General features: G+C 57.0%; 18 protein-coding genes. 14 read left to right on the top strand and 4 right to left on the bottom strand.

All coding sequences use genetic code 11. The features are described from left to right. Positions 1–15 precede the first annotated feature (15 nt). Both RISK_RS15005 and RISK_RS15010 read right to left on the bottom strand, forming a co-directional pair. The gene (locus RISK_RS15005) at positions 16–3,399 is read right to left on the bottom strand and encodes a M56 family metallopeptidase (RefSeq protein ID WP_047815125.1); all 3,384 of its coding nucleotides are present in this window, start codon (positions 3,397–3,399) and stop codon (positions 16–18) included. A 2-nt stretch (positions 3,400–3,401) separates the two neighbouring features. Further along, positions 3,402–3,845 carry a BlaI/MecI/CopY family transcriptional regulator gene (locus RISK_RS15010; protein ID WP_083434992.1) on the bottom strand — a complete coding sequence of 148 codons (444 nt, stop codon included), beginning with the start codon at positions 3,843–3,845 and terminating at the stop codon, positions 3,402–3,404. Positions 3,846–4,028: 183 nt separating this feature from the next. On the opposite strand from RISK_RS15010, the gene RISK_RS15015 reads away from it, so the two are divergent. The 10 genes from RISK_RS15015 (at position 4,029) to RISK_RS15065 (ending at position 15,441) form a co-directional block, all read left to right on the top strand. Continuing rightward, positions 4,029–6,536, top strand: coding sequence for a carboxypeptidase-like regulatory domain-containing protein (locus tag RISK_RS15015; RefSeq protein ID WP_047815127.1), 2,508 nt, complete (start codon positions 4,029–4,031; stop codon positions 6,534–6,536). 75 nt (positions 6,537–6,611) lie between these two features. Next, positions 6,612–6,950, top strand: coding sequence for a cupin domain-containing protein (locus tag RISK_RS15020; RefSeq protein ID WP_047815128.1), 339 nt, complete (start codon positions 6,612–6,614; stop codon positions 6,948–6,950). 280 nt (positions 6,951–7,230) lie between these two features. Then, on the top strand, positions 7,231–8,034 hold the full coding sequence (locus RISK_RS15025; protein ID WP_236696339.1) for an endonuclease/exonuclease/phosphatase family protein: 804 nt from the start codon (positions 7,231–7,233) through the stop codon (positions 8,032–8,034). A gap of 206 nt (positions 8,035–8,240) precedes the next feature. Further along, positions 8,241–9,521 carry a tagaturonate epimerase family protein gene (locus tag RISK_RS15030; RefSeq protein WP_047815130.1) on the top strand — a complete coding sequence of 427 codons (1,281 nt, stop codon included), beginning with the start codon at positions 8,241–8,243 and terminating at the stop codon, positions 9,519–9,521. Between the two features lie 2 nt (positions 9,522–9,523). Then, on the top strand, positions 9,524–10,552 hold the full coding sequence (locus RISK_RS15035) for a zinc-binding alcohol dehydrogenase family protein (RefSeq protein WP_047815131.1): 1,029 nt from the start codon (positions 9,524–9,526) through the stop codon (positions 10,550–10,552). A gap of 558 nt (positions 10,553–11,110) precedes the next feature. Further along, positions 11,111–11,698: a response regulator gene (locus tag RISK_RS15040; RefSeq protein WP_047815132.1), complete on the top strand. Its 588-nt coding sequence runs from the start codon at positions 11,111–11,113 to the stop codon at positions 11,696–11,698. Continuing rightward, entirely contained in the window at positions 11,685–13,019 is a 1,335-nt protein-coding gene (locus tag RISK_RS15045; protein ID WP_047815133.1) for a sensor histidine kinase, read from the top strand. The genes RISK_RS15040 and RISK_RS15045 overlap by 14 nt, the downstream gene beginning before the upstream one ends. A 196-nt stretch (positions 13,020–13,215) precedes the next feature. Next, entirely contained in the window at positions 13,216–14,715 is a 1,500-nt protein-coding gene (gatA, locus tag RISK_RS15055; protein ID WP_047815135.1) for an Asp-tRNA(Asn)/Glu-tRNA(Gln) amidotransferase subunit GatA, read from the top strand. A gap of 39 nt (positions 14,716–14,754) precedes the next feature. After that, complete coding sequence (gene hemP / locus RISK_RS33085) at positions 14,755–15,015, top strand: hemin uptake protein HemP (RefSeq protein WP_047815136.1); 261 nt, start codon at positions 14,755–14,757, stop codon at positions 15,013–15,015. Between the two features lie 15 nt (positions 15,016–15,030). Then, positions 15,031–15,441, top strand: coding sequence for a hypothetical protein (locus RISK_RS15065; protein WP_047815137.1), 411 nt, complete (start codon positions 15,031–15,033; stop codon positions 15,439–15,441). Between the two features lie 369 nt (positions 15,442–15,810). On the opposite strand, the gene RISK_RS15070 is transcribed toward RISK_RS15065, so the two are convergent. Both RISK_RS15070 and RISK_RS15075 read right to left on the bottom strand, forming a co-directional pair. Further along, the gene (locus RISK_RS15070) at positions 15,811–16,644 is read right to left on the bottom strand and encodes a hypothetical protein (RefSeq protein ID WP_047815138.1); all 834 of its coding nucleotides are present in this window, start codon (positions 16,642–16,644) and stop codon (positions 15,811–15,813) included. Further along, positions 16,632–17,744, bottom strand: coding sequence for an ATPase, T2SS/T4P/T4SS family (locus tag RISK_RS15075; protein ID WP_047815139.1), 1,113 nt, complete (start codon positions 17,742–17,744; stop codon positions 16,632–16,634). Before RISK_RS15075 ends, RISK_RS15070 begins: the two co-directional genes overlap by 13 nt. 192 nt (positions 17,745–17,936) lie before the next feature. Between RISK_RS15075 and RISK_RS15080 the strand changes: the two genes are divergently transcribed. The 4 genes from RISK_RS15080 to malQ all read left to right on the top strand — a co-directional run bounded on the left by RISK_RS15080 (position 17,937) and on the right by malQ (position 22,552). Beyond that, complete coding sequence (locus tag RISK_RS15080) at positions 17,937–18,590, top strand: hypothetical protein (protein ID WP_047815140.1); 654 nt, start codon at positions 17,937–17,939, stop codon at positions 18,588–18,590. A gap of 188 nt (positions 18,591–18,778) precedes the next feature. Beyond that, on the top strand, positions 18,779–19,567 hold the full coding sequence (locus tag RISK_RS15085) for a menaquinone biosynthetic enzyme MqnA/MqnD family protein (protein ID WP_173442678.1): 789 nt from the start codon (positions 18,779–18,781) through the stop codon (positions 19,565–19,567). A gap of 216 nt (positions 19,568–19,783) precedes the next feature. Then, the gene (gene mqnC, locus RISK_RS15090; RefSeq protein WP_047815142.1) at positions 19,784–20,941 is read left to right on the top strand and encodes a cyclic dehypoxanthinyl futalosine synthase; all 1,158 of its coding nucleotides are present in this window, start codon (positions 19,784–19,786) and stop codon (positions 20,939–20,941) included. A 99-nt stretch (positions 20,942–21,040) separates the two neighbouring features. Further along, the gene (malQ, locus tag RISK_RS15095; protein WP_047815143.1) at positions 21,041–22,552 is read left to right on the top strand and encodes a 4-alpha-glucanotransferase; all 1,512 of its coding nucleotides are present in this window, start codon (positions 21,041–21,043) and stop codon (positions 22,550–22,552) included. Positions 22,553–22,588: the final 36 nt, after the last annotated feature.

Genomic DNA, 22,588 nt, shown 5'->3' on the forward strand with positions numbered 1-22,588 from the left:
GGTCGTTTGACTCGATCAATCCCGATACAGAACATGATTTCTCATGATCCAAAGTAGGTCTCTTCCTCGATTGATCCGTTCGATGAACTGTCCATCTGCTCCGTACAGCAGGACACTGCCGTTTGAATCGACTCCATACCGAGAAAATATCTTGGCGTTGCCGTCATCGACCGCAATTGGGATTTGAAGCTCTCCCGCCCATGCGGCTCTGCTTTCAGGTCCTGAGATTCTGTTCCCGACGACGCCAACGACTTGAACCCCTTGATCACCATAAAACTGGTGCACCAGATTCGCTTCTTCGAAACTGTGTTTCGATCGTCCGAACACAATCAGACGAAAGTCCGCTTCTCCTGAAACAACATCGACCGGATCGCCGTTCAACCAATTCGTTGCGTTCAGTGGCTGGATCGTTCCCGGAGCCTGTTGATACCGGGCTAGTTCATTGAGCTCAGTTTCCAACGCGGAGTGGACTTTGAGCTCAACGACTTCCCAGGGCGCCGCGGCAACGTCAAACGACCGACTGGTTTGCCGCAACCGTTCACCAAAGCTCGATCTGAATTTGCCATTTGCCTCGAGAGCATATTGGGCTCCTTCAATCAGGCCATCAAAACGGACGGCCCCCTCTTGGTCGGTTTGCTTGGTCCGTATGGTCGTCGACATGTTGCTCCCGCGATTTGAGCGCGATGACACCTGAATTTTCAGCGAAGCCGGAACATCCACCAAAGCGTTGCCGTCCGAGTCGATGACAACGCCCTTCAAGCTTCCTTCGGGTGCCAGCACCATATCGAGATGTTTCGCCTCGTTTGGCAAAATCGTCACACGAGACAGTTTTTTAGTCGGATGAATCACATAGACCACCTGATTCCCTCGCGAACCACGAACGACAGCAAACTTTCCGTCGGCATCAGTCAGGATGGGCTTTTGCCGAAAACCCTGAAGGACGATGGCATTCGCAACGGGCTCGCCTGACTCAAGTAACACTCGCCCCTGAATCGGAGCAGACCGGTTCGCAGTGAACGTTTTCATTTGAACCGTCTCGTTCGCCCCAACATGGATTTCCCGCCTATCGTCCTCCGTCGCTTTCCACTGCCCCTGAATATCTTCGATTTTCACCGAGTACTCGCCTTCCGCAACCTCACCCTCGTAGTAGCCATCCTTATCGGTGCGTAGGAGGTGCAGCTGCCGATGATTGCCGCCAAAAGTGACTGTCATTTGTCCAACTCCATCGCCCGTCTCCGTATCAACCACTCGTCCTCGAACCGACCCCGTGCGATGAAGCGAGAACTCCATCGTTGGCTGGCTCGTGCGGTAAAAATACCAGGACCGGCTGACGAGCGTTGGGTGCTTGATCGAGATGTTCGAGTTGGCATCACGCAGTCGTGTCTCAACGATCCCGTCTTCGGGGACATCACAAACGACCATGAATACGCCACCGATCTCATTGACCACCACTTCGATCTTCGCCTGATCGATTTTGTCTGAGTCCGTAGGACTCGTGACGACGAACTTGACCGGATTCCCCTTCTCAATCACGGCGGTCAAAGGTGTTTCCGAAAGAGGAGTTTCCCAAACCGGCGTTTTGGCAAATTCGGGATGCACCAGCTGAACGTCATAAATCCTGGCTTGCGAGATAGAAGGGATCTCCATACGGCCATTTTCGTCTGACGTTGGCACAGGCAAACCAAGTTGCTCCCAGACATCACGGTACAGATACAGACTGGTCAATGTTTCGCCTTTCGACTGCAATTGATTCAGGACAGCCCCAGCCACCGGTTGCCCGTCTTCGTCGACCACATCAACAATTCCGATTGCTTCTGGCTGCAGTTCGAAATCCAGGTCGAGCAAATCAGCGTTCAACGGTGCCGAAAGGGAATTGCGATGAACACGTCGCGCTTGAATTGCATAGCCGCTCGCGTAGGAATAAATGGCCAGTGATTTCAAATCTGGGTTGGTGAGTGGAATGTCAGTGAATTCGAAACGCCCCTCCGCATCCGACGCATCCACCAAGCTCGCCACCTCACGTTGCTCGCTCAGTTGGTAGAAGGCAACCACCTTCGCTCTCTCAATTGGCCGGCCGAACTCATCTTTGACGAATCCCGAAAAGGCCGAAGTTTGCAACGGCTCTTCCACATCCTCGGTCGACTGGGTCGCGACCGATGCCTTGGCGGGAGATTCGCTGGAGCCCGTGACTTGAGGCTCAACCGCCTCAACCGGGATCGCCAATTGGCTCCCCATAGCCAACACCAATAGAACTCCAAGCCCGATTAGCGAACGACCTTTCCAAGTCATTGCTGTTGCCCGGATTCGATTCGCGTTCAGCAGCGATTGGATTCGTTGTTCGAGCTTCCATCGCGAGGTGAACAAGCCAACCGCTCCAAAGGGAACCATCGTTTGACGTTGGCGCTGGGTGATCTGCAATAGCGTCCGGCAATAGCTCGGCGCATCGCAATTCACGAGCACATGGTTGTCGCAAATCTCTTCACGAGCTTCTGCGAGACATCGGTTCAAACGATGAACCAACGGGTTCCACCAATGGATCGCCGATGCGAGGTGCTGAAGAAGCACGATCCACTGGTCGCGGCGTTTCACATGAGCCAGTTCATGAATCAGAACTTGGCTCAAATCCGATGGCGAATCGTCCTGAACCATCTCACGAGGTAATACGACGACCGACTGGATCAACCGAGCGGCGATGGGAATCTCGACTTGATCAGAAACCACCAAACGAACGGAATCGGGTCGGAGCCCAATACGTCCGCAGGCTTCGACGAAGCTTTCACGCACGCGATGGCTGGAGACAGGAGTGGATTTTCTCAGGATTTGACGCAATCGAACCAAGCCGACTAACACGCGAATCAATACGACGAGCGTGCCAAGCAACGACGCCGCGACCAGTGACGGAAACACCGACCGCGCCGCACGCATGATCCGATCTTTAAGTGGGTTTGCTTGGACTGCAGACTCCGCAGACGTTCCGGTCGCGATCGCGGGCTGGATCGCCAGTGAAGTCGCGGGCAAATTGCTTTGCAACGTTATCGCATTTTCCTCCCACGAAACCTCGTCGTTCGGCGACCACTCCGCGTGACGCTCCATCGAATCAGGCACTTCCGTTTTGGCCGGCGTTTCCAACCGCAACGGCAAAAGCATGTTGATTTCGCCGCCCATCATCGTGTCGCGTTCGCTGACCAACAGCCCCGACAACGGGTTGCGAGAAGCGACTTGAGGCGTTCGCAACAGAGCGATCCAGGCTGGGCTGGCAAGGATCACCACCAATGCGGAAAGAAGCATCCCGTGCCGAGCGGTTGCAAACCGATGCATCAATCGATTGACGGTCAAAGCCGCAATCGAAACGAGACTGGCGAATACCACGCAACTGAGACCATAAGATGGAAGGTTCATCTTCACCGACCTCGCTTTTGGGTGGATTTTGACTTGGTCTTCTTCGGAGCACTCTCCTTCGCTTTTCCTGCTGCTTCGTCAATCATCGCCGTGATTCGCGTCGCCTCTTCCTCCGTGAGCCCGCGGTATTCGATCAACGCCGTCACCATGTCCTCCGGTGACCCCGCGAAGAATCGGTCCACCATTTGAGCGACCTTGACGCCCAAAGATCGCGTTTGGGGTTGAGCGGCGGAGTAAACAAACGTCCTTCCGCATTCCCGATGCTTTGCCCAACCCTTGGCCTCCAAACGCACGATTGTTGTTTGGACTGTGTTGCGTGCGACGTGACGCCCGAGACCAGCAAGGTACTCTCGCACTTCACTGACGGTCGCTTCGCCGTGCTTCCAGAATATTTCCATGACCTCCCGCTGGGATTCAGTCAGCGGCGGCGGTGTGGACTTCGTCATTCGTTTCTCCTGGACCGAGGTTCTGCAGAACTTTTCTTCGACGACACCCTGTAGGCAGGGTGCCGACAAGCCGTAGGCAATACAAGCCGTTTTTATCCAGAAGGTCACAGCGTGCTATCTTGGGGGGGAATCAACTCGTCACGGGATTGTCGACGGACGTTCAGACTCAACGAGGAATTTGAAATGACTTCATGGACACTCGCTGCGAAACGCTGGTCGTTCGCTGTTTTTCTGATGCTGGCCGTGGTCAGTTTGGATTCCGTCGGAGCAGACGAAAACGCGAACGAGCCCGGAACCGAAGTGCAGGTGTTCGAACTGCGAGTCGTCGACTTGGATGGCAATGTCGTCACCAACGCCAGCATTGAAATCCGGTGCCGCCCCAGAATGGCAGCCACCGACATCGTCGTGGGTGCGTTTGAAAAGAAGGGCACTTACGGCGTCATGGTCAACGCGGATTCCGCTGGGGTTCTGCGTCTGCAGAGGAAGCAGTTCCCAAAGAACATTTCCTTTTCGATCGTGACGGAGGGTTTCGCTCCATATTGGCTCGAGTTGGATCAAAACAAAAATGCCATGCCCGATTCGGCGACCGCCAAAATTGAGCCTGCTTGGGCGGTGGGTGGAGTGGTGCTCGACCCAGGAGGTCGCCCCATCGAGGGTGCGGAAGTTCATCCGAGTCTGCCGTTTCGCACGCCACCAACAGCGACGAGATCGTTGCATGTTGGCACCTCGATCAAAACAGACGCGAACGGGCGATGGCGGTATGGACATGTCCCCACCTCCAAACGTGACGTGACGGTTGCGATCAACCATCCCCAATTTGGCCCATTGAGAACCAATCTCTCTCGCAGTGAGTTTGAATCGACTGCGGAACAACCATCTGCGGGCAGTGTCACCTTGACCCAAGGGTTGACATTGGCCGGCTTTGTTCGCGATCCGGAAGGCAACCCGATTGAAGATGCGACGGTCCGAACCAAGTTCCTCAATGAGCTCCGCGAGGTGAAGACGGACGAGTTCGGTCGCTATCAACTGACGGGATGTGAAGAGAGGCACTGCCGAGTCGTCGTGTTTGCCAAGGAACGTGCCTTGGAAATGAAAGAGGTGCATGTCCGTCCCGGAATGAAACCGGTCGACTTTGTCTTGCCTCCGGGTGGGCGTGTCAAAGTCCGCGTCGTGGATGCCGATGGAAACGGGTTGCCGAAGACCAGGATCTTCCTGCAACGTTGGCGCGGCCGAGTCGACTACTTTGAATTTGACCACGTCGATTGCTACACCGACGAAAACGGCATCTGGGAGTGGAACGAAGCTCCACTCGATGTTTTCGAAGCGGACATCTGCCCACCAGGAGGCATGCAGTTGGTTCAGCAACCGATCGTTGCCGGTGATGCGGAACACCTGTTTCAACCTCCACCGCTGTTGGTGATCACCGGCCGGGTACTCGACGCAGAATCGGGCGAACCGATCACCGGATTTCGAGTGACTCCGGGGCATCGCAATGACAACCCCAGCATTGGCTTCGACTGGTACAAGCGTGAGGCTTACACATCCAACTCGGCTGACTACCGAGTGGAATTCAATCGATCGGGCAGTGGCTACGTTGTTCGCATGGAAGCGGATGGGTACCGCGTGGCTCAATCACGCGATTTCCAGTTTGACGAAGGCGACGTGACGTTTGACTTTCAAATGCAACCGGCTGAGAGCATCACCGGACAGATTGTTGACGCGAACGGGCAGCCCGCGGCTCATGCCGGCCTGGCAATTTCCAACCATGGAGCACAAATCTCGATCCAAGATGGCATGTTTCGAGATTCTTCCACTTACGCCACCCGATTGGCAGCCGATATCGATGGCCGATTCAGCCTGCCTGTCCGAGATGATCCCTTTCACGTGGTCGTGATTCATGATCAAGGCAACGCGTTCCTGTATTCGGAATCAATCCAAGCAGACGAACCAATTGAATTACGGCCTTGGTCATCCGTGCAAGGCACTTATCGAATCGGTGCAACGCCAGCAGTCAACACGCGACTGACCCTTTCCGGCGGCGAGTTTCGTTCGGATCACCGGAACACGGGTCGAGTCTACGCGACCGCGACCACGGTGACGGATGGACAGGGCCGGTATCGCCACGACCGCCTGTTTGACGGGCGTGGGTCTATCGGTCGCGAAATCATCATGATGGTCGACGACGGAGCCGAGGAAATCACCTCGACTCCACGCGTGCCATTCACCATCGAGGCCGGAGAGAACTTGGAACTGGATTTGGGTGGTTCCGGCCGTTCCGCGATCGGGCAATTGCAGGCTCCCCCAAACCATCGCGAACCGATCATTTGGAGCCTCGCCACGGTCCATGTCAACGTGCGTCTGACGCCACCGACTCCGACCGTCAACCGCGCGAAGTTGCAGCAAAACCCAGCACAATGGGAAGCTTGGTTGCAGACAACACCGGGGTTGGACTATCTCGCCGCAGCGGAAGCGTATAACCGCGAAAGATCGAACGCGACTCGGTTTTTCGCAACGGTCGGCGCAGACGGTCTGTTCCGGATCGACGACATTCCTGCCGGCGAGTATGAACTGAGAGCGGATCTCGGGCAGAACCAAAACGGTTCCATCCGCGGCCATGCATTGTCGATTCCTTTGTCGGGTGAATCAGAATCCAGTGAACTGGTTGATTTAGGAATCATTCAACTCGAGTGAGGGAAGCGATCGCAACTCAGCGCACGCTCGACCAAAGTCTCATCACCTCCCGTCACGCTTCACCGTTCCGCGACCATGAACTTGTTCGACAACGTTCCAACCAATCTGCCATCGGAACTCGTCGAGGTGTTGGCCGAGGGGCAATCGGTTCGCATTGAACGGATCGTCTCCACCGGACACACCACGGAACCGGGCACTTGGTACGACCAAGAACAAGACGAGTGGGTGGTGGTGCTCAAGGGCGAAGCCAAACTCAGCTTCGACGACGGCGAACCCGTCACGATGAAGCCCGGCGATCACCTCCTCATCCCCGCCCACCGACGCCACCGAGTCGAGTGGACCACCAAGAAAGAACCCACCCTCTGGCTCGCCGTCTTCTTCGAAAAGGTGTCAGGTACCTTTTTGGCAGAATAGGTAAGATGCTGATCACCTTGATCGATTTGACAGTCGCCCACTCACGACCGGTCTGCCAGTGACATCGCCGCAAGATCATCAGGAGCTCCGTCGCCTGGACCGGTTCACGAAGTGCGAAGGCCAAAGTTGCGATCGTTTGAACCTGCTCGATGAATTCGTCCAAGATCGCCACGAAACTACCTAAACTACCAAAAAGGTACCTGACACCTTTTTCGGTTAGATTGGCGTGGTACGTGTTGAAACCCTTTGGATGGCAGGATCAGAGATGCAGACGATTCGAATGATGAGAAGTTGTGGGCAGGCTTGGTTGGCCGTGTTGGCCGCGTTGGCCATGTTGATTGGTGTGGCCACGTTGGAAGCTGCGGAACCGGTGCAGGTGCGAGTGCTCTGCTACAACATCCATCACGGTGAAGGGGTGGACGGGAAACTGGATTTGGAACGCATCGCGAAGGTGATTCAATCAGTCCATCCAGATGTGGTGACGCTCCAGGAAGTCGACCAAAACGCGTCTCGCAGCGGCAGCGTCGATCAACCGGCCGAACTATCGCGGCTGACGGGAATGCAGGTCGCGTTTGGCGCCAACATCCCGCTTCAAGGTGGCCATTACGGGAACGCGGTGCTGTCGAAGTATCCGATCGTCGATCATCGCAACCAGCACCTGCCAAATTTTGACAACGGTGAACAGCGCGGCGTGCTTTCGGCGGAACTGGAGATTCCTGGACTCGACGAACCTCTGTTGCTGCTGGCCACTCACTTGGATTCCCGCCGGAAAGACGGCGAACGAATTGCATCGGCCAAGGCCATCAATCAAATCGTCAGCCAAACGCTGTCGCGTCCCGCACTGCTGGCTGGCGACATGAACGATGTCCTCAACAGCCCAACGCTGAACGAGCTCGATGCCAGCTGGACGCGAGCGAACGAGCAGGCTTTGCCAACCATCCCGGTGGCGAATCCCCAGCGTCAGATCGATTTCATCCTGTTTCGCCCCAGCAATCACTGGAAGGTGATCCAAGTCAAAGTCTTGGACGAAGCGGTTGCCTCGGACCACCGACCAATCTTCGCCGTGCTGGAGCTGATCCAGTAGCGTCGACTCCTTCTCGAACCAAGTGAGCGGAAAACCAAACGACCGGGAGGAGAACCGAACAAAACCGCGGCCAAGCACCGAAGTCTATATACCATTGAGACTTACGGTCCGCTGCCGTGCAAACAACCCCGTGGCCGAGACGGGCTGAATGAGTCATATTGCTGGCCCAACATCTCCTTCACCCCACCTGTTTCGAGAGCCTTCCCTTGCTAACGATTGAGAAATACTCCTTCGGCGTCGGTGACCGCTTCGCCCACCAAGCGGCCGCTCAACTGCGTTCCTTCACTCGTTTGGCCGAAAAGGGCATCCAAGTCGCTCCGGTTTGGAACAAATCCAACCGCGAACACACGTTTGTCGGCTCAGAACCGCAAAGTGTTCACGACGCTGCCGCGGCCGCCGTCGAAAAGCTCGGCTTCGATCGTCCTTGGCACGTCGACGCGGACCACATCGGTTTGAAAACCGTGGAACCGTTCCTGCCTTGTTCCGACTTCTTCACGCTCGACGTCGCCGATTCGATCGGCAAACCCGCTGATCCAGCCGACATCGATGCTTTCGTTGCCAAGCACAGCGAACTGATCGGCACGTTGGAACTGGACGGTCTCTCCGCTCCTCTGACGATCACGGAAGAAGACGTTCGCCGCGTTGCTGGACAGTACATGTTGGCAACCAAAGAAGCCGGCGAGATCGATCGGCACATTGCGTCCGTCAAAGGCGAAGGCAACTACATCGCCGAAGTCTCCATGGACGAGACCGATGAACCGCAAACGCCACCGGAATTGCTGATCATCCTGGCCATGCTGGCGGATGAAAACATTCGCGTGCAAACGATCGCACCGAAGTTCACCGGTCGCTTCAACAAAGGCGTCGACTACGTCGGCGATTTGGCTCAATTCGAACGTGAGTTCAATGACGATGTCGCTGTGCTGGCTCACGCCGTCAAAGCGTACGGGCTGCCCGAAGTTTTGAAGCTCAGCGTTCACAGCGGCAGCGACAAGTTCAGCCTGTACCCGATCATTCGCGATTGCCTGAAGCGAACCGGCGCGGGCGTCCACTTGAAAACCGCTGGCACCACTTGGTTGGAAGAAATCATCGGGCTGGCCGAAGCCGGTGGCGATGGATTGGCACTGGCCAAAGAGATCTACGTCTACGCGTTGGAACACGTCGACGAACTGTGTGCTCCTTACGCCAGCGTCATCGACATCGATCGTTCGCAATTGCCCGATTCGGCTGCCGTGGAAAAGCTTGATGGCCCGGCCTTCGCGGAACTGATTCGCCACATCCCTTCGAACCCCAACTTCAACGCCAACGTGCGTCAGTTGTTGCACGTCTCGTTCAAGGTCGCGGCGAAAGCAGGCGCTCGATACACCGACCTGCTGGAATCCAACGAAGAAATCGTCGGACAACAAGTCACCCAGAACATCTACGACCGGCACTTGCTGGCGTTGTTCATCGACGAAGATGGCCAAGCCATTGGGACGGGAGCCTGAGCATGAAAGCCTTGCAACTGAGTGCTCCTAAACAATGGGAGCAGATTGAGATCGACGAACCATCGCCACCGGGGCCGGGCGAAGCCTTGGTTCGGATTCACCGTGTCGGTGTTTGTGGCACGGACTTGGGCGGCTACCTCGGCAAGTTCCCTTTCTTTTCGTACCCTCGAATTCCGGGGCACGAACTGGGCGTGGAAGTCCTCGCGGTAGGCGAAGACGTTGAAAACGTAAAGGTCGGTGATCGCTGCAGCGTGGAACCATACATCAATTGCCAAACGTGTTACTCGTGCCAGCGTGGTTTGACGAACTGCTGCGAGTCACACCAAACACTCGGCGTGATGTGCGACGGGGGCCTGACCGAAAAGATGATCTTGCCCGCCCGCAAGCTGCATCCCGCCAACAACCTCTCGTACGAGCAATCGGCCCTGGTGGAAACGCTGGCGATCGGCTGTCACGCGATTGATCGAGCTCAAGTCACCGACAAAGACACCGTGTTGGTGATTGGCTCGGGACCGATTGGATTGTCCGCAATCGAGTTCGCTCGCGTCGCCGGTGCCAAGGTCATCGTCGCGGACCTCAGCCAAACGCGGCTGGATTTCGTCACAGAGAAGATGGGTGTCACGAACACCATCCGGTTTGATGGTTCCGAAGTTGACATCGAGAAACTGGAAGCGATGACCCAAGGCCGCCGCGCCGATGTGGTCGTCGACGCCACCGGCAATCATCACTCAATGCGACGTGCGATGGAAATGGCCGCGTTTGGCGGACGAGTCGTCTACGTTGGGATCACCCAGCAAGACCTGCAGTTCCCGCACGCACCGTTCTTGCATCGCCGTGAGTTGACGATTCTGGCCAGCCGCAACGCGTTGACACGCGACTTTTCTCGCATCATTGATCTGATCGAAACCGGTGTCATCGACACCGATCCTTGGATCACCCACCATGCGAAATTTGAAGATGTCATTGAGTCGTTCCCCTCGTGGACCGATCCCGAGACAGGTGTCGTCAAAGCGGTGATCCACGTGTCTTGAGCACGTGGAGATGCATCCGCACGGCGGTCTTCCGAGACCGTCGGGAAAAAACGTCGCGCTCGTACGATGGTCTTCCGAGACCGTCGAAGGAAACAAGACGGCCTTGGAGCGCCATCGTACGGAAAAGAAACACGGGCAATTCTTCTCCCCTGCGTGAATTGTGTCGCTGGTCTCCGAGCCTGGATTGCCAGTGCCGCCATCGTTTGACCTTGAAAAACGGGCAAAACATCGCATTTTTGCCATTCACCCAAGATCACCAACGGTTGCACCGGTGAGACGCCCAATCAACCTTGACCCATCTTGCCTGAACTGTATGATTTGCCTCAGTGGCAAGCCAGGGAAGTGCGGTCGCTTGTGACCCTTGCGAGTTCGGCGGATTTTAAGTGCGTTTGTGACTCTAGTGGGTTGAAGTGCTAGTGCATCACCCCCGCGGTTTTGCTAATTGGAGTGACGGAGTGAAGCTGGGTGCTTCGGTGAGAGTTTTCTCTGCCCCCCAACCGGCTTCGCGCTTTCCTCATTTCGGTATTGGGCTACCCCACAGGGAGGACGGTTCCCGCCATGACCACAAAAACGGTATTCACGACTGGCGAAGCAGCCAAGATCTGCAAAGTCAGTCAACAGACGATTATCCGTTGTTTCGACAACGGTTCGCTGAAGGGTTTCCGAGTCCCAGGAAGCAAATTCCGCCGGATCCCTCGCGAGCAATTGTTCTTGTTCATGAAGGACAATGGGATTCCGACCGATGCGTTGGAAAGCGGCAAGAAGAAGCTGTTGATTGTTGACGACGATCAAGATCTGGTCGATTTGATGCAGGACGGCTTCCAACGAGACAATCGCTTCGAAATCCGGACCGCCAACAACGGCTTTGACGCCGGGATGGGCGTGAAAGAATTTCGCCCCGACCTCGTGATCCTCGACGTGATGCTTCCCGATATCAACGGGAAAGAGGTCTGCCAACGAGTCCGCAGTGATCCTTCCATGGACACCGTGAAGATTCTTTGCATCTCGGGGATGGTCGAGCACAGCAAGGTCGACGGTTTGAAAGCCGCCGGCGCCAACGACTTCATGCAGAAGCCGTTCTCGATCGACGATTTGGTTGGCCGCGCCTGCACTTTGCTCGAAATGGATCGCGGTGTCATCGGCTGATTTGTTTGCCGGTTGGCTGCCTCCCATCGTCATCCAGGATGACGATGGAACCGCGAATCCAACGCACGAAGAACGCATTTGGTTGCCAATGCGTTCGAGTTCGTCGGCGACGTTGCTGCACGCGTTGGTCTCTCGCGACACCAGCGCGACGTTTCGTCGAAAGCTCCGCAACACGCTTCATCATGACCCCGCGTTGTGCCTGTTCACCGCTGCCAAGTTGGTACAAGAACATGAGCGTGGGTGGCGCCCGATCGCGGGCCGATGGACCACCAAACAACTGGCCGATTGGTGGATTCGGCATGGCACCGAGGTCTGGGAAGGGGCGGCGTTCCTCTCTTGCCCGGACACGGAAACCGGTGAGCAGCAGCTCCAGCGATTCATGCGACTGGACCAACACTTCCAAACGCTGCCGTTTTCGCGTTGGCTGATGGAATCGGACCTGTGGTGGAAAGCCGCCGGCCTTCATCGCAGGGCCAGCATTTGCCAATCGATGCATTCGATTCGCCTGATCGATTCAGATCGAGCGGACTCGACTTCGGTTCCCAACAAACACCCGTCCAACCAAGATGCTCACGAAGCGTTCGGCAAAGTCACTGGGATGGTGATGGAACGCCAGCGTTTGCAGAGCGAGTTTTCAGATTCGCTCGAAATAGTCCGTCGCGATTTGGCGAAGCAATTGGCCTACGGTTTGTCTCATGAGATCAACAACCCGCTGGCCAACATTGCGACTCGCGCGCAAGGGCTGATCGCCTCGGCGTCGGGCCCTCAGCAAGCGGAATCCTTGCAGCGAATCGTCGATCAGTCCTACCGGGCCCATGCGATGATCGCTGACCTGATGTTCTACGCTCATCCGCCGGAACCACAGATGGTTTCGAGCTTCCCTGCAAAACAGGTGGTGAACGATGTGCTCGACCCCATGCGTTCGACGCTGCAACGCGATGAGATCGTCGTGGACGTCCACATTCCGTCGTCGTTGAAATGCGACGGCGACCCGGACATGTTGAGCGAAGCGATCCGGGCGTTGATTCACAATGCGGTGGAATCGATTGGCGTCGATGGCAAAATCGTTCTCTCGATGGAAGCTGACACGGACGCCAAGCAATGCTTGCTCCGAATCTCGGACAGTGGGCAAGGACTGACGCCGGAAGACGCCGCCCGTGCGTTTGATCCCTACTTCAGTGGCCGGGAAGCTGGACGCGGACTTGGGTTGTCGCTCTGCCGAGTGCACCGGATCGCGGAACTGCACGGGGGCTCAATCCAGTTGCATCCTGCCCTGATTGGCTGCGTCGCCGAATTGACTTGGCCGCTGCACCTCGGCTGAACCAATTGTCTCGCGTGACTAACCAACGGCGATGCTCAGGCGACGCAAAAAGCGGGCTTTTCCACGCCAATCGAATCGTCCGATCGCCTGCGGTGACGCCGGAATCCAGTCGCATTCCAATCTGGCGGCGGATCGCCGATACTGCCGCTTCGCAAACCATTCAAGCTCCTTTCCACGCGACCAAGACGGTTCGTTCATGTTGCATTCGGCCTCGCAAATTTTGAAACAACTCGAGTCGGGCGAAGTCACCGCCGTCGAGGTCATTGAACAATCACTCGCGGCCATTCGAGCCACTCAGCCAACGATCAACGCGTTCGCCCACGTTGCGGAAGAAACCGCAATGCAAGCCGCTGAGACCGTCGACGCGGATCGCAAGGCTGGCAAAACACTCGGTCCATTGGCAGGGCTTCCCGTTGCGATCAAGGACGTTCTGTGCACGTCCGACATGCCGACGACATGCTCGTCCAAGATGCTCAAGGACTTCACCCCGCCCTACGACGCAACCGTGGTCGCTCGGTTGAAACACGCGGGCGCGATCGTTGTTGGCAAAACCAACATGGACGAATTCGCCATGGGTGCCAGCACTGAAACCAGTGCGATGGGTGTGACCGGCAACCCCTGGGACACCACCAAAACCCCCGGTGGCAGCAGCGGTGGAGCGGCCGCCGCAATCGCGGCTGGCGTCGTGCCCCTGAGCATTGGAACTGACACCGGCGGATCGATCCGGCAACCATCGGCGTTTTGCGGCATCACCGGATTGAAACCCACCTACGGCCGAGTCAGCCGGTACGGTTTGGTCGCCTTCGCCAGCAGCCTGGACCAAGCCGGTCCGATGGGATGGTCGGTTGACGACGTGGCGATTGGACTGCAAGCGATGGCGGGTTACGACCCACGCGACAGCACTTCCGTCGACGCCGAGGTCCCTGACTACACGCCAGCCATGGCGGCGGAAGATGTTCGCGGCATGCGAATTGGCGTGCTGCGAGAAGGGCTGGATCAAGAAGGCATTTCTCCCGCCGTCCGTGACGCGCTCGCAACCGCCGAATCAGTGTTTCGCGAACAGGGTGCCGAAATCGTCGAAGTTGAACTGCCACACAGCAAGTACTGGGTGCCGACGTATTACGTGATCGCACCCTGCGAAGCCAGCAGCAATCTTTCGCGGTTCGACGGGGCTCATTACGGGTTCCGCGTCAGCGACGCCGAAATCGCCGCGGCCGACTCCGGACCGCTGGAGGCCATGTATTCCCTCAGCCGTGCTGGAGGATTCGGCAGCGAAGTCAAACGTCGGATCATGGTCGGGACCTACGCGCTCAGCGAGGGATACTACGACGCTTACTACAACCAAGCCCTCAAGGTTCGGCGCCTGATCCGGAATGATTACGACGCCGCGTTCCAGCAAGTTGACTTGATGCTCGGCCCGGTGACGCCTTCACCCGCGTTCGCATTGAACGAGAAAACCGACGACCCGATCGCGATGTACCTGTGTGACTTGTTCACCGTTGGAGCCAACCTGGCGGGAGTGCCCGCGATTTCGTTGCCCGGTGGTTTCGACGCCTCTGGATTGCCGGTTGGCGTGCAGCTTCAGGCCCCGGTGATGGAAGAGACTCGTCTGCTGCGGGCGGGCAATGTGTTCCAAATGGCCAGTGATTTTCACACTCAGCGGCCACCTGCTTATAATGCAAATCATTCGCAATAAGGCCTTGTCTCGACAATCCCGTCGACTTAGATTGGTCACATGACCGATTCAAAACCTTCCCAGGCGACCGATTCCAACTTGGCAGAAATGCCATCGGGTTCGGTGGTGGAGGGAGCTCCGGTCGCGAAACCGGCGGTTGAATCGGTTCCATCGGAAACGACGATGTCGACCGGTGGGATGCCCAAAATCATCCGATTCGAGGCCTTGGCACGTTGCGGTGGTGAAATCTGGATCGAAAACGAAGGCCAGATTTACCGACTTCGCAAGACCCGCCAGGGCAAACTGATTCTGACGAAATGACCTTGGAATTCACCTGTGCACACCAGTGAAACGATTCTCGCAGTGATCCCCGGCGCGACCGAGCATGAACGCTTGGTGGTCGCGACGCGCTTCATTGAAATCGCCGAACGCCTGAAATTGCATTCGGAGGAAAGCGTCGAGCCATCTGAACGAGCCGACGACAGTCGGCCGTTCTGCGAGCAATTGACCAGCGTTCAGTCGCAACCGCTTGTGTTGCGACAAGAATCGTTCAGCGAAGCCGTGGGCTGGTTCACGCAAAGCTGCGTGGAAATGAGCCGCGAGCAGTGGGACATGATGCGTCGCACTCTGGTCCCCGAAACGATGCCGACCGTTCGTCGCCTACGCCATGTTCGGAAACTGAATGTGATGGACGTCGACACACCCTCGGTCATCCCCTTCAAACCCTCTCGAGCCGTCTCGGCTTAGTTCGCCAACGGGCGCCGGATCAAGGGCCGCGAGGCTCAGGGGGGGGATGCCTCGCTGACGCGTTTTGATGTTGCGTTTTATCCGTTGTTGGCCAACGGCCTTTTTCAACATAGCCAGGGGCATCGCCCCTGGAGCAGTAAAACACGGCTCCATTTTGGCCAACGGCCAAATTCAATTCAAAACGTGTGGGTTGATGTTGGCCGTTGGCCAACCAAACCGAATGCAAAAGCGCAACTTCAAAACTGACGCGTCGGGTTACCAGTTGTTGTGAATCGAAGGGCTTGGAAGCCCATCGTACGGGAAGGTGGCTGACACCTTCCCCCGGCTCGACCGAATGACGTGGCGGTACGCGCCCCGCCGATGCCGCGTTCAATCTTCCAGCAACAACGCTTGCAGACGCGTGACCGCTTTTTGAATTTGATGGTTGGTTCGAAGCGGTGGGATTCGCTGCAGAAACTTGGGGCTGACGCCCTTGGATTGCAGGAATCGCTTCAATAGCTTTGGATCGCCATCTCGATACGCTTCCGCGGTGTGATGAACGCGAGGCCCGTAGGTTGCGTCCAGCAAACGTTCGATCACCGTCGACCAATAGGTCAGCCAATCGCTTTTGCGTTTCCCAACCGAGCCTTGAATCGAGTTGGGATCTTGGATCGAATTGGAATTCAGATCGCCTTCCGATGCGGTCGTCTGCTCGAGCTGGCGAATCTGTTGTTCGATCTCACGGGGCAAACACGGATCCAACGTGGTCGCTTCGAAATGAGTTGCCTCCAGAAAACTATCGCGGGGGCAGCGTTGAACGTAGGCATCCAGCAAGGACTGACGCCAGGACCCGGGTTCGATCGGTCGTCCCTCGGTGATCTCCAGCACGATCAGGTTGCCCGTTTCGACATAGACCGCTTCCACGGTGGCTTCGAACATCGCAGCCATCGCAGGTGCCGGACGGGAAGTCAGCAGCGACGTGGCAACCCGTTCGAGCAACCAAATCTTTTGCTCGGGTTCCCACATCTCGTACCAGTGGGGCGGGTCGAATCCGACCATCGGCCCGGAAATTGTGAACTGCGGGTCGCTCTCGACCTTGTGCTCCACTTCGGCCGCCGGGTTCAACTCGTCAACCAACTGATCCACCATCATCGCCACCGTGCCGCGGAACAACTCCGCTTCCGGGCCGACGAGGCATCGATTTCCGTTGGTCAGGGGCCACATAGAAAGTTGCCGGTGGAAGGAAAAAGTTTCTGCAATCGGCCCATGTCATTTTCGGACGCCAACGCGGATCGACGCACGTCATCGATTTCGATGCTGCGACATTCCGATCGGGAGAGGCCGTTCTGATGAATCAACAGGTTAATCTGTTCGGCGAGCAAGTGGCCAATTTGTCCCCAAGCCCGCAGCCGCAAAATGGCAGAAACCGGATCGCGGGCGTGAACCACAGCGAAAACCCGCTGCCCCTGCAGCACGGCGTGCAAACAAACTTCCGCAGAAGTACGATTGTTGAGGTCCGGAATGATGACCACCGAAGGATCCAATTCCTCCGATTCACGCTGCAACGGGTTCCAGCGACACGCCGGTTGACCGTGTGTTTGCGCGGACCACACGCCCCACAATCGTGCCAGGGGACTCTTGTCGAGCGATTTTCGGCCGCAATAGATCGTCAATCCACTTTCCGCGACCAGCTGTCTCTGCCATGCGGATCGCTCGGCATCTTTGAGGTCATACGCGGTCAGATTCATCGGCGAGGCAACGACCACGTTGGGCTGCGACTTCTTTGAGACGGGAGGCGGCTGAGGAGATCGCTCACGAGGAACATTCTCCGCCGCGGAATCGCTGGCCCCCTCGGTTTCGACCACCGGCGGTTGTGGAACGCCATACAATTTTTGGCGTGCACTTCGGACCACGGTGGTGCGAGCGAACAAGGGACGCATTTGCAGTCCACTGAGTCGCCGGACGTCGTCGGCCAGCAACAACGCGGCGGGGGATGCAATCGCGACTTCCAGGCTGTGGTCCTGGACTGCCAACGGCACCATCTCGTGCTGCTCACAAAACTCAGCTGGCAGGCAGCGTTTCAGCCGATGATCCACCGGGATTGTCAAACCGGCGGGCGGTTCAAACAAAGGAAGTAAATAGTGGGAAGCGTACACCGAGGCCAACTTTGACTCGTCAGTCAGACCGCATTGGTCCGCCAACTGTTCCTCGGTTGATTGCTCCTCCCTGGATTGTTCCTCGTGGCTGGAGACTTCCAGTTGCCCCCACATTTCGTCCAACCAACCGACTGTCGGCTGGCTGACATCGACGGAAGTTAAATTCATGGTGCTGTTTCGTGTTGCTGAATGAGTGCCTTATCGAAACAGATAGGTCGATTCGCTCCTCCGGGCTTGACGAATCGCGGGGTTCGCCGGAGAACCTCGCCGTCCCGCTTGGCTGTGAAACCGATTGTTCGGATTCTGCATGCTGTACTGACGTCATCCCCCGTCTGACTCGTTTCTGCTTGACCGCCCGACATGCTGACACCGATCGAATTGCCATCCGGTTTGGACACAACGGAAATTCCGACGGAAATTCACGCGATGGTCCACGGTGCCAAACAACGCATCGAAGCCTTCCAGGATCGCTGGGACCGGCCCCAAATCGAACTGTTCGTGGCCGCCGACTACTTGCACGTTTATCAGACCATGCGGTGGGTCGCTGAATCACAGATGCTGAACAATTCGCGGTTCGTGGAATGGGGCTGTGGCTTTGCGGCCATCACTTGGTTGGCCGCCGCCGTCGGTTGGGATTCCATCGGGATCGAGTCCGAACCGGAATTGATCCGCCAAGGCGAGACGACACTGAGTGATTGGCAAGAAACGTTGGCAGCCATCCCTGGAGCCGGCCCGACCCCCGAATTGGTCCGGGGAAATTTCTTGCCCGAAGGATCCGAAACGCTCGCGGAAGATCCGACACTCCCCAGTCTGGGGCATTCCATCGAATCGGCTTACGCTTCGATCGGGTTGGACGTGGACGACTTTGGCATCATCTACAGTTACCCCTGGCCGGGCGAAGACGATTTCCACGAGTACGTTTTCCATCGCTACGCTGCCTACGGAGCCGTGATGGTGCTCTTCAAAGGCCCCAACGAAATGCGAGTTTGGCGAAAAACCCGCGGCCGAAGCTGAACCGGGTTGCCGGCCTCCGTTCGCCGCGGTTATCACCACAAGGCCAAGTCCTTCCAGCAAACCACGCCAATCGTACGATGGTCTTCCCAGACCGTCGCAGTTAGAGACGACGCCCCTGGAATACCATCGAAGTTACATCGACGGCCTTGGAAGGCCATCGTACGAGCTCCTCCAACCCTGCCACCACCATGCTCCGCCTCGGCGCCGTTTCTTACCTGAACACGAAGCCATTGATCGAAACGTTGCCCGAGCATTTGGGACAGCTCGGTGAATTGCGGTTGGACCTGCCCTCTCGGCTGGCTCGTGATCTGGCGGCCGGTGAATTGGACATCGCCCTGATCCCCAGCGTCGAGTACTTTCGCGGCGGAGACGACTACGAAATCATTTCCGATGCCGCGATTGCTTGCCGTGGCCCGGTATGGAGCGTGCGGGTGCTCAGTCGCGTTCCAATGCAGGACATTCGAACGTTGGCGTTGGACGAAGGCAGCCGGACCAGCGCTGCGATGTCCCAAGTCTTGCTGGCGGAAATGCACGGGCTGCGCCCTCAAACCGTGCCCTTCCCCATCGGATCCTCGCCCGACGACATCGACGCCGACGCGTTGTTGATGATCGGCGACCGAGCCATGCATCCGGCTCCGGCGACGTACCAGGAGATCTGGGACCTCGGCGACCGCTGGTGCCGCTGGACGGAACTGCCATTCGTGTTCGCGATGTGGGTGGCTCGTCGATCCGCGGTTGCCGATCCCAAGATTCGCGAGCAGATCGAAACCGCACTGAACGTGTCGCGAGACGAAGGATTGCAGCGATTCGAGTCCATTGCCAAACGAGAAGCTGGCGGTCACGGGCTGACGATCGAAGACCTGCATCGCTACTTTGCCGAGAACCTGCACTTCCAACTCGGCAAGGGCGAACGACTGGGGCTGGCAGCCTTTCGCGAAAAAGCCGAACATTTGGGGCTGGTCCCCGCATCGATCTAGTGGTCTGTCAGGACTTGTTTTTAGGGGAGTGGACGAGGCCACGAGTCCTGAACTGCCGTAAAATCCAAGGCCTCGTGGCCTCGTCCACTACGATCAACCGTAACTTTTAGCTGTGACAGACCACTCGCTCGGTCGCTCGCTGGATCACACACGCATCGGGTTGGGATTGGTTCCGACTCGAAATTTCAAGACTCTCCTTTCACCTCTGCAAGATTGATGAACGCACCCGCCAACTCATCTGCCGTCCACGACATTCTCGCCAAAGCCGTCGCTGGCGATCGGCTGACAACCGCCGAAGGTCTGACGTTGTTGCAGAGTCACGATTTGGCCGCCCTCGGTGCCGCCGCCGAAAAGGTTTCGCGAGCCAAGCATCCCGAGCCCTATCGCACGTACAACATCGATCGGAACATCAACTACACCAACGTTTGCACCGCGGTGTGTGATTTCTGTGCGTTCTACCGAGGGCCCAAAAGCGATGAAGGGTACGTGCTGTCGCGGGAAGTCTTGCTAAAGAAAATCCAAGAGACCGTTGACCTGGGCGGCAACCAAATCTTGCTGCAAGGCGGCCTGCATCCGAAGTACAAACTCGATTGGTACGAGGAGATGTTGCGGGACATCAAAACTCGCTTTCCCGAAGTCAACGTCCACGGGTTCTCACCGCCCGAACTGCATCACTTCACCAAACTCAACAACCTGCCACTTCGCGATGTCCTGTCACGTCTGAAGGACGCGGGACTGGGAAGTGTGCCTGGTGGCGGGGCCGAGATTCTGACCGATCGCGTTCGCAACGAGATCACGCGGGGCAAAGTCATGACGGACGATTGGTTGAATGTCATGCGTGTCTGGCATGAACTCGGCGGCATCAGTTCCAGCACCATGATGTTCGGGCATGTCGAAACCCTCGCTGAGCGAATCGAACACCTTGATCGCTTGCGAAGCCTCCAAGATGAAACGGGTGGCTTCACCGCGTTCATTTGTTGGACTTTCCAACCTGACAACACCGAGATGTCCGATGTTCGACCGACTGGTTCGTTCGAATATTTAAAAATGTTGGCCGTCTCGCGATTGTTCCTCGACAACATCCCCAACATTCAAAGCAGTTGGGTCACGCAAGGTTTGAAGATTGGGCAAATGGCGTTGATGTTTGGTGCCAATGACATGGGCAGCCTGATGATCGAAGAAAACGTCGTTGCCGAGGCTGGAACGGTGCACTATCTGTCGTTGCAGCAAATTCGCGAAGCGATTGAGGAACTCGGGTTCATCCCTCGCCAGCGTGACGTGCACTACCACTTGGTCGACGAGCAATTGGAAGCCAAAGCCATTGCGGTAAATGGGGCACAATCGGCAAGAGAGTTGGTCCAATTGGCGGTTTGACCGAAGTCCGGTAGTCTTTTCCAAAGTGGTGCGGAAGTTGCCCTGCAACGGTGCAACGTCTGACTGAAACGACCGACTATCGCCAACCAGATCTCACGCATGCGTTTCCCGCGATCCTCCGGCATCCTTTGTCACATCACCAGTTTGCCATCGGAACTGGGCATCGGTGACTTAGGTGCTGCGGCGTACGAGATGGTTGATTTCTTGCATGCGGCTGGCCAATCGATCTGGCAGATTCTGCCGCTCAGTCCGCCTGCTTATGGCAACTCGCCCTACAGTGCGTACTCCGCCTTTGGGGGCAACGCGTTGTTGATCAGCTTGGAAGCGTTGGTCGACGAAGGTTTGTTGGAAGCATCTGACTTGGAAGGTTTCGCTGCCGGCGACCCAACCTTTGTGGACTACGACGCGGCAGGCAAGTTCAAACACCCGCGACTCAAACTGGCGTACGAACGTTTCCTCGCCAATCCGCCCCGCGAGTTAAAAATCGCGTTTGAACTTTTTTTGGACACCAACAATTGGTGGCTCGACGAGTTCTCCCTGTTCGAAGTCCTGTTGAACAAATACCAAGAGTCGCATTGGTCGAAGTGGCCTGATCCGATCAGCCACCGCGAGCCCGATGCGCTTGGACAAGTCCGTCAGGAAATGGCTCGCGAGATCGACTACTCGCGGTTCCAACAATTCTTGTTCGATCGGCAATGGAACCGCTTGAAGGCGTACGCGAACGAGCGACAAGTTCAACTGTGTGGCGACATGCCTATCTTCGTCGCTTACGAGAGCGCCGACGTCTGGGGCAACCAAGACATGTTCGCACTCAACGATGACGGCACCCCCAAATTCGTCGCGGGTGTGCCACCGGATTACTTCAGCGAAACCGGACAACTGTGGGGCAACCCACAATACGACTGGGATGCACTCGAGAAGACCAACTACGCGTGGTGGACCGCTCGCTTCCGTCGCGCGTTGGAACAATTCGATCTCTTACGCGTCGACCACTTCCGCGGCTTTGAAGCGTACTGGGAAATTCCCCACGGGGCGGCAACCGCGATCGAAGGTCAGTGGCGAACGGGTCCCGGTGCCAAACCGTTTCACGCCGCCGCCAAAGAACTGGGTGAACTCCCCTTCATCGCGGAAGACTTGGGGATGATCACCGAGGCGGTTCATGAACTGCGGAAGGAACTCGGTTTTCCCGGCATGCGAGTTTTGCAGTTCGGATTCGCCAGCATGGAAGATGACTTCCATCGACCATCGACCTACCCCGAATCATGCGTGGCCTACACAGGCACCCATGACAACGACACCGTGATGGGCTGGTATCACTTGCGGAAACCACCAGAAAACGGCCCCGACCCGCTCGACGAAGTCGTGACCAGCGACGTCGACGTGAACTGGCAATTGATCGACGCCGTGATCTCGTCCGACGCTGAAATCGCGATCGTTCCGATCCAAGACGTCTTGGGCTTGGGCAACGAAGCCCGCATGAACATGCCGGGTGTGGCCAGCGGCAATTGGGCGTGGCGATTGTCCCCGCAAGCCCTGACGCAAGCTCATGCCGATCGTCTCGCATCGCTGTGTCACGAACGAGGCCGGCTGACCCACGACATCGTTGGGTAGCCAAGCAAGCTTGCGAAAACAGTCGCGAAGCGACGC

This window comes from Rhodopirellula islandica (assembly GCF_001027925.1).
GTDB lineage: Bacteria > Planctomycetota > Planctomycetia > Pirellulales > Pirellulaceae > Rhodopirellula > Rhodopirellula islandica.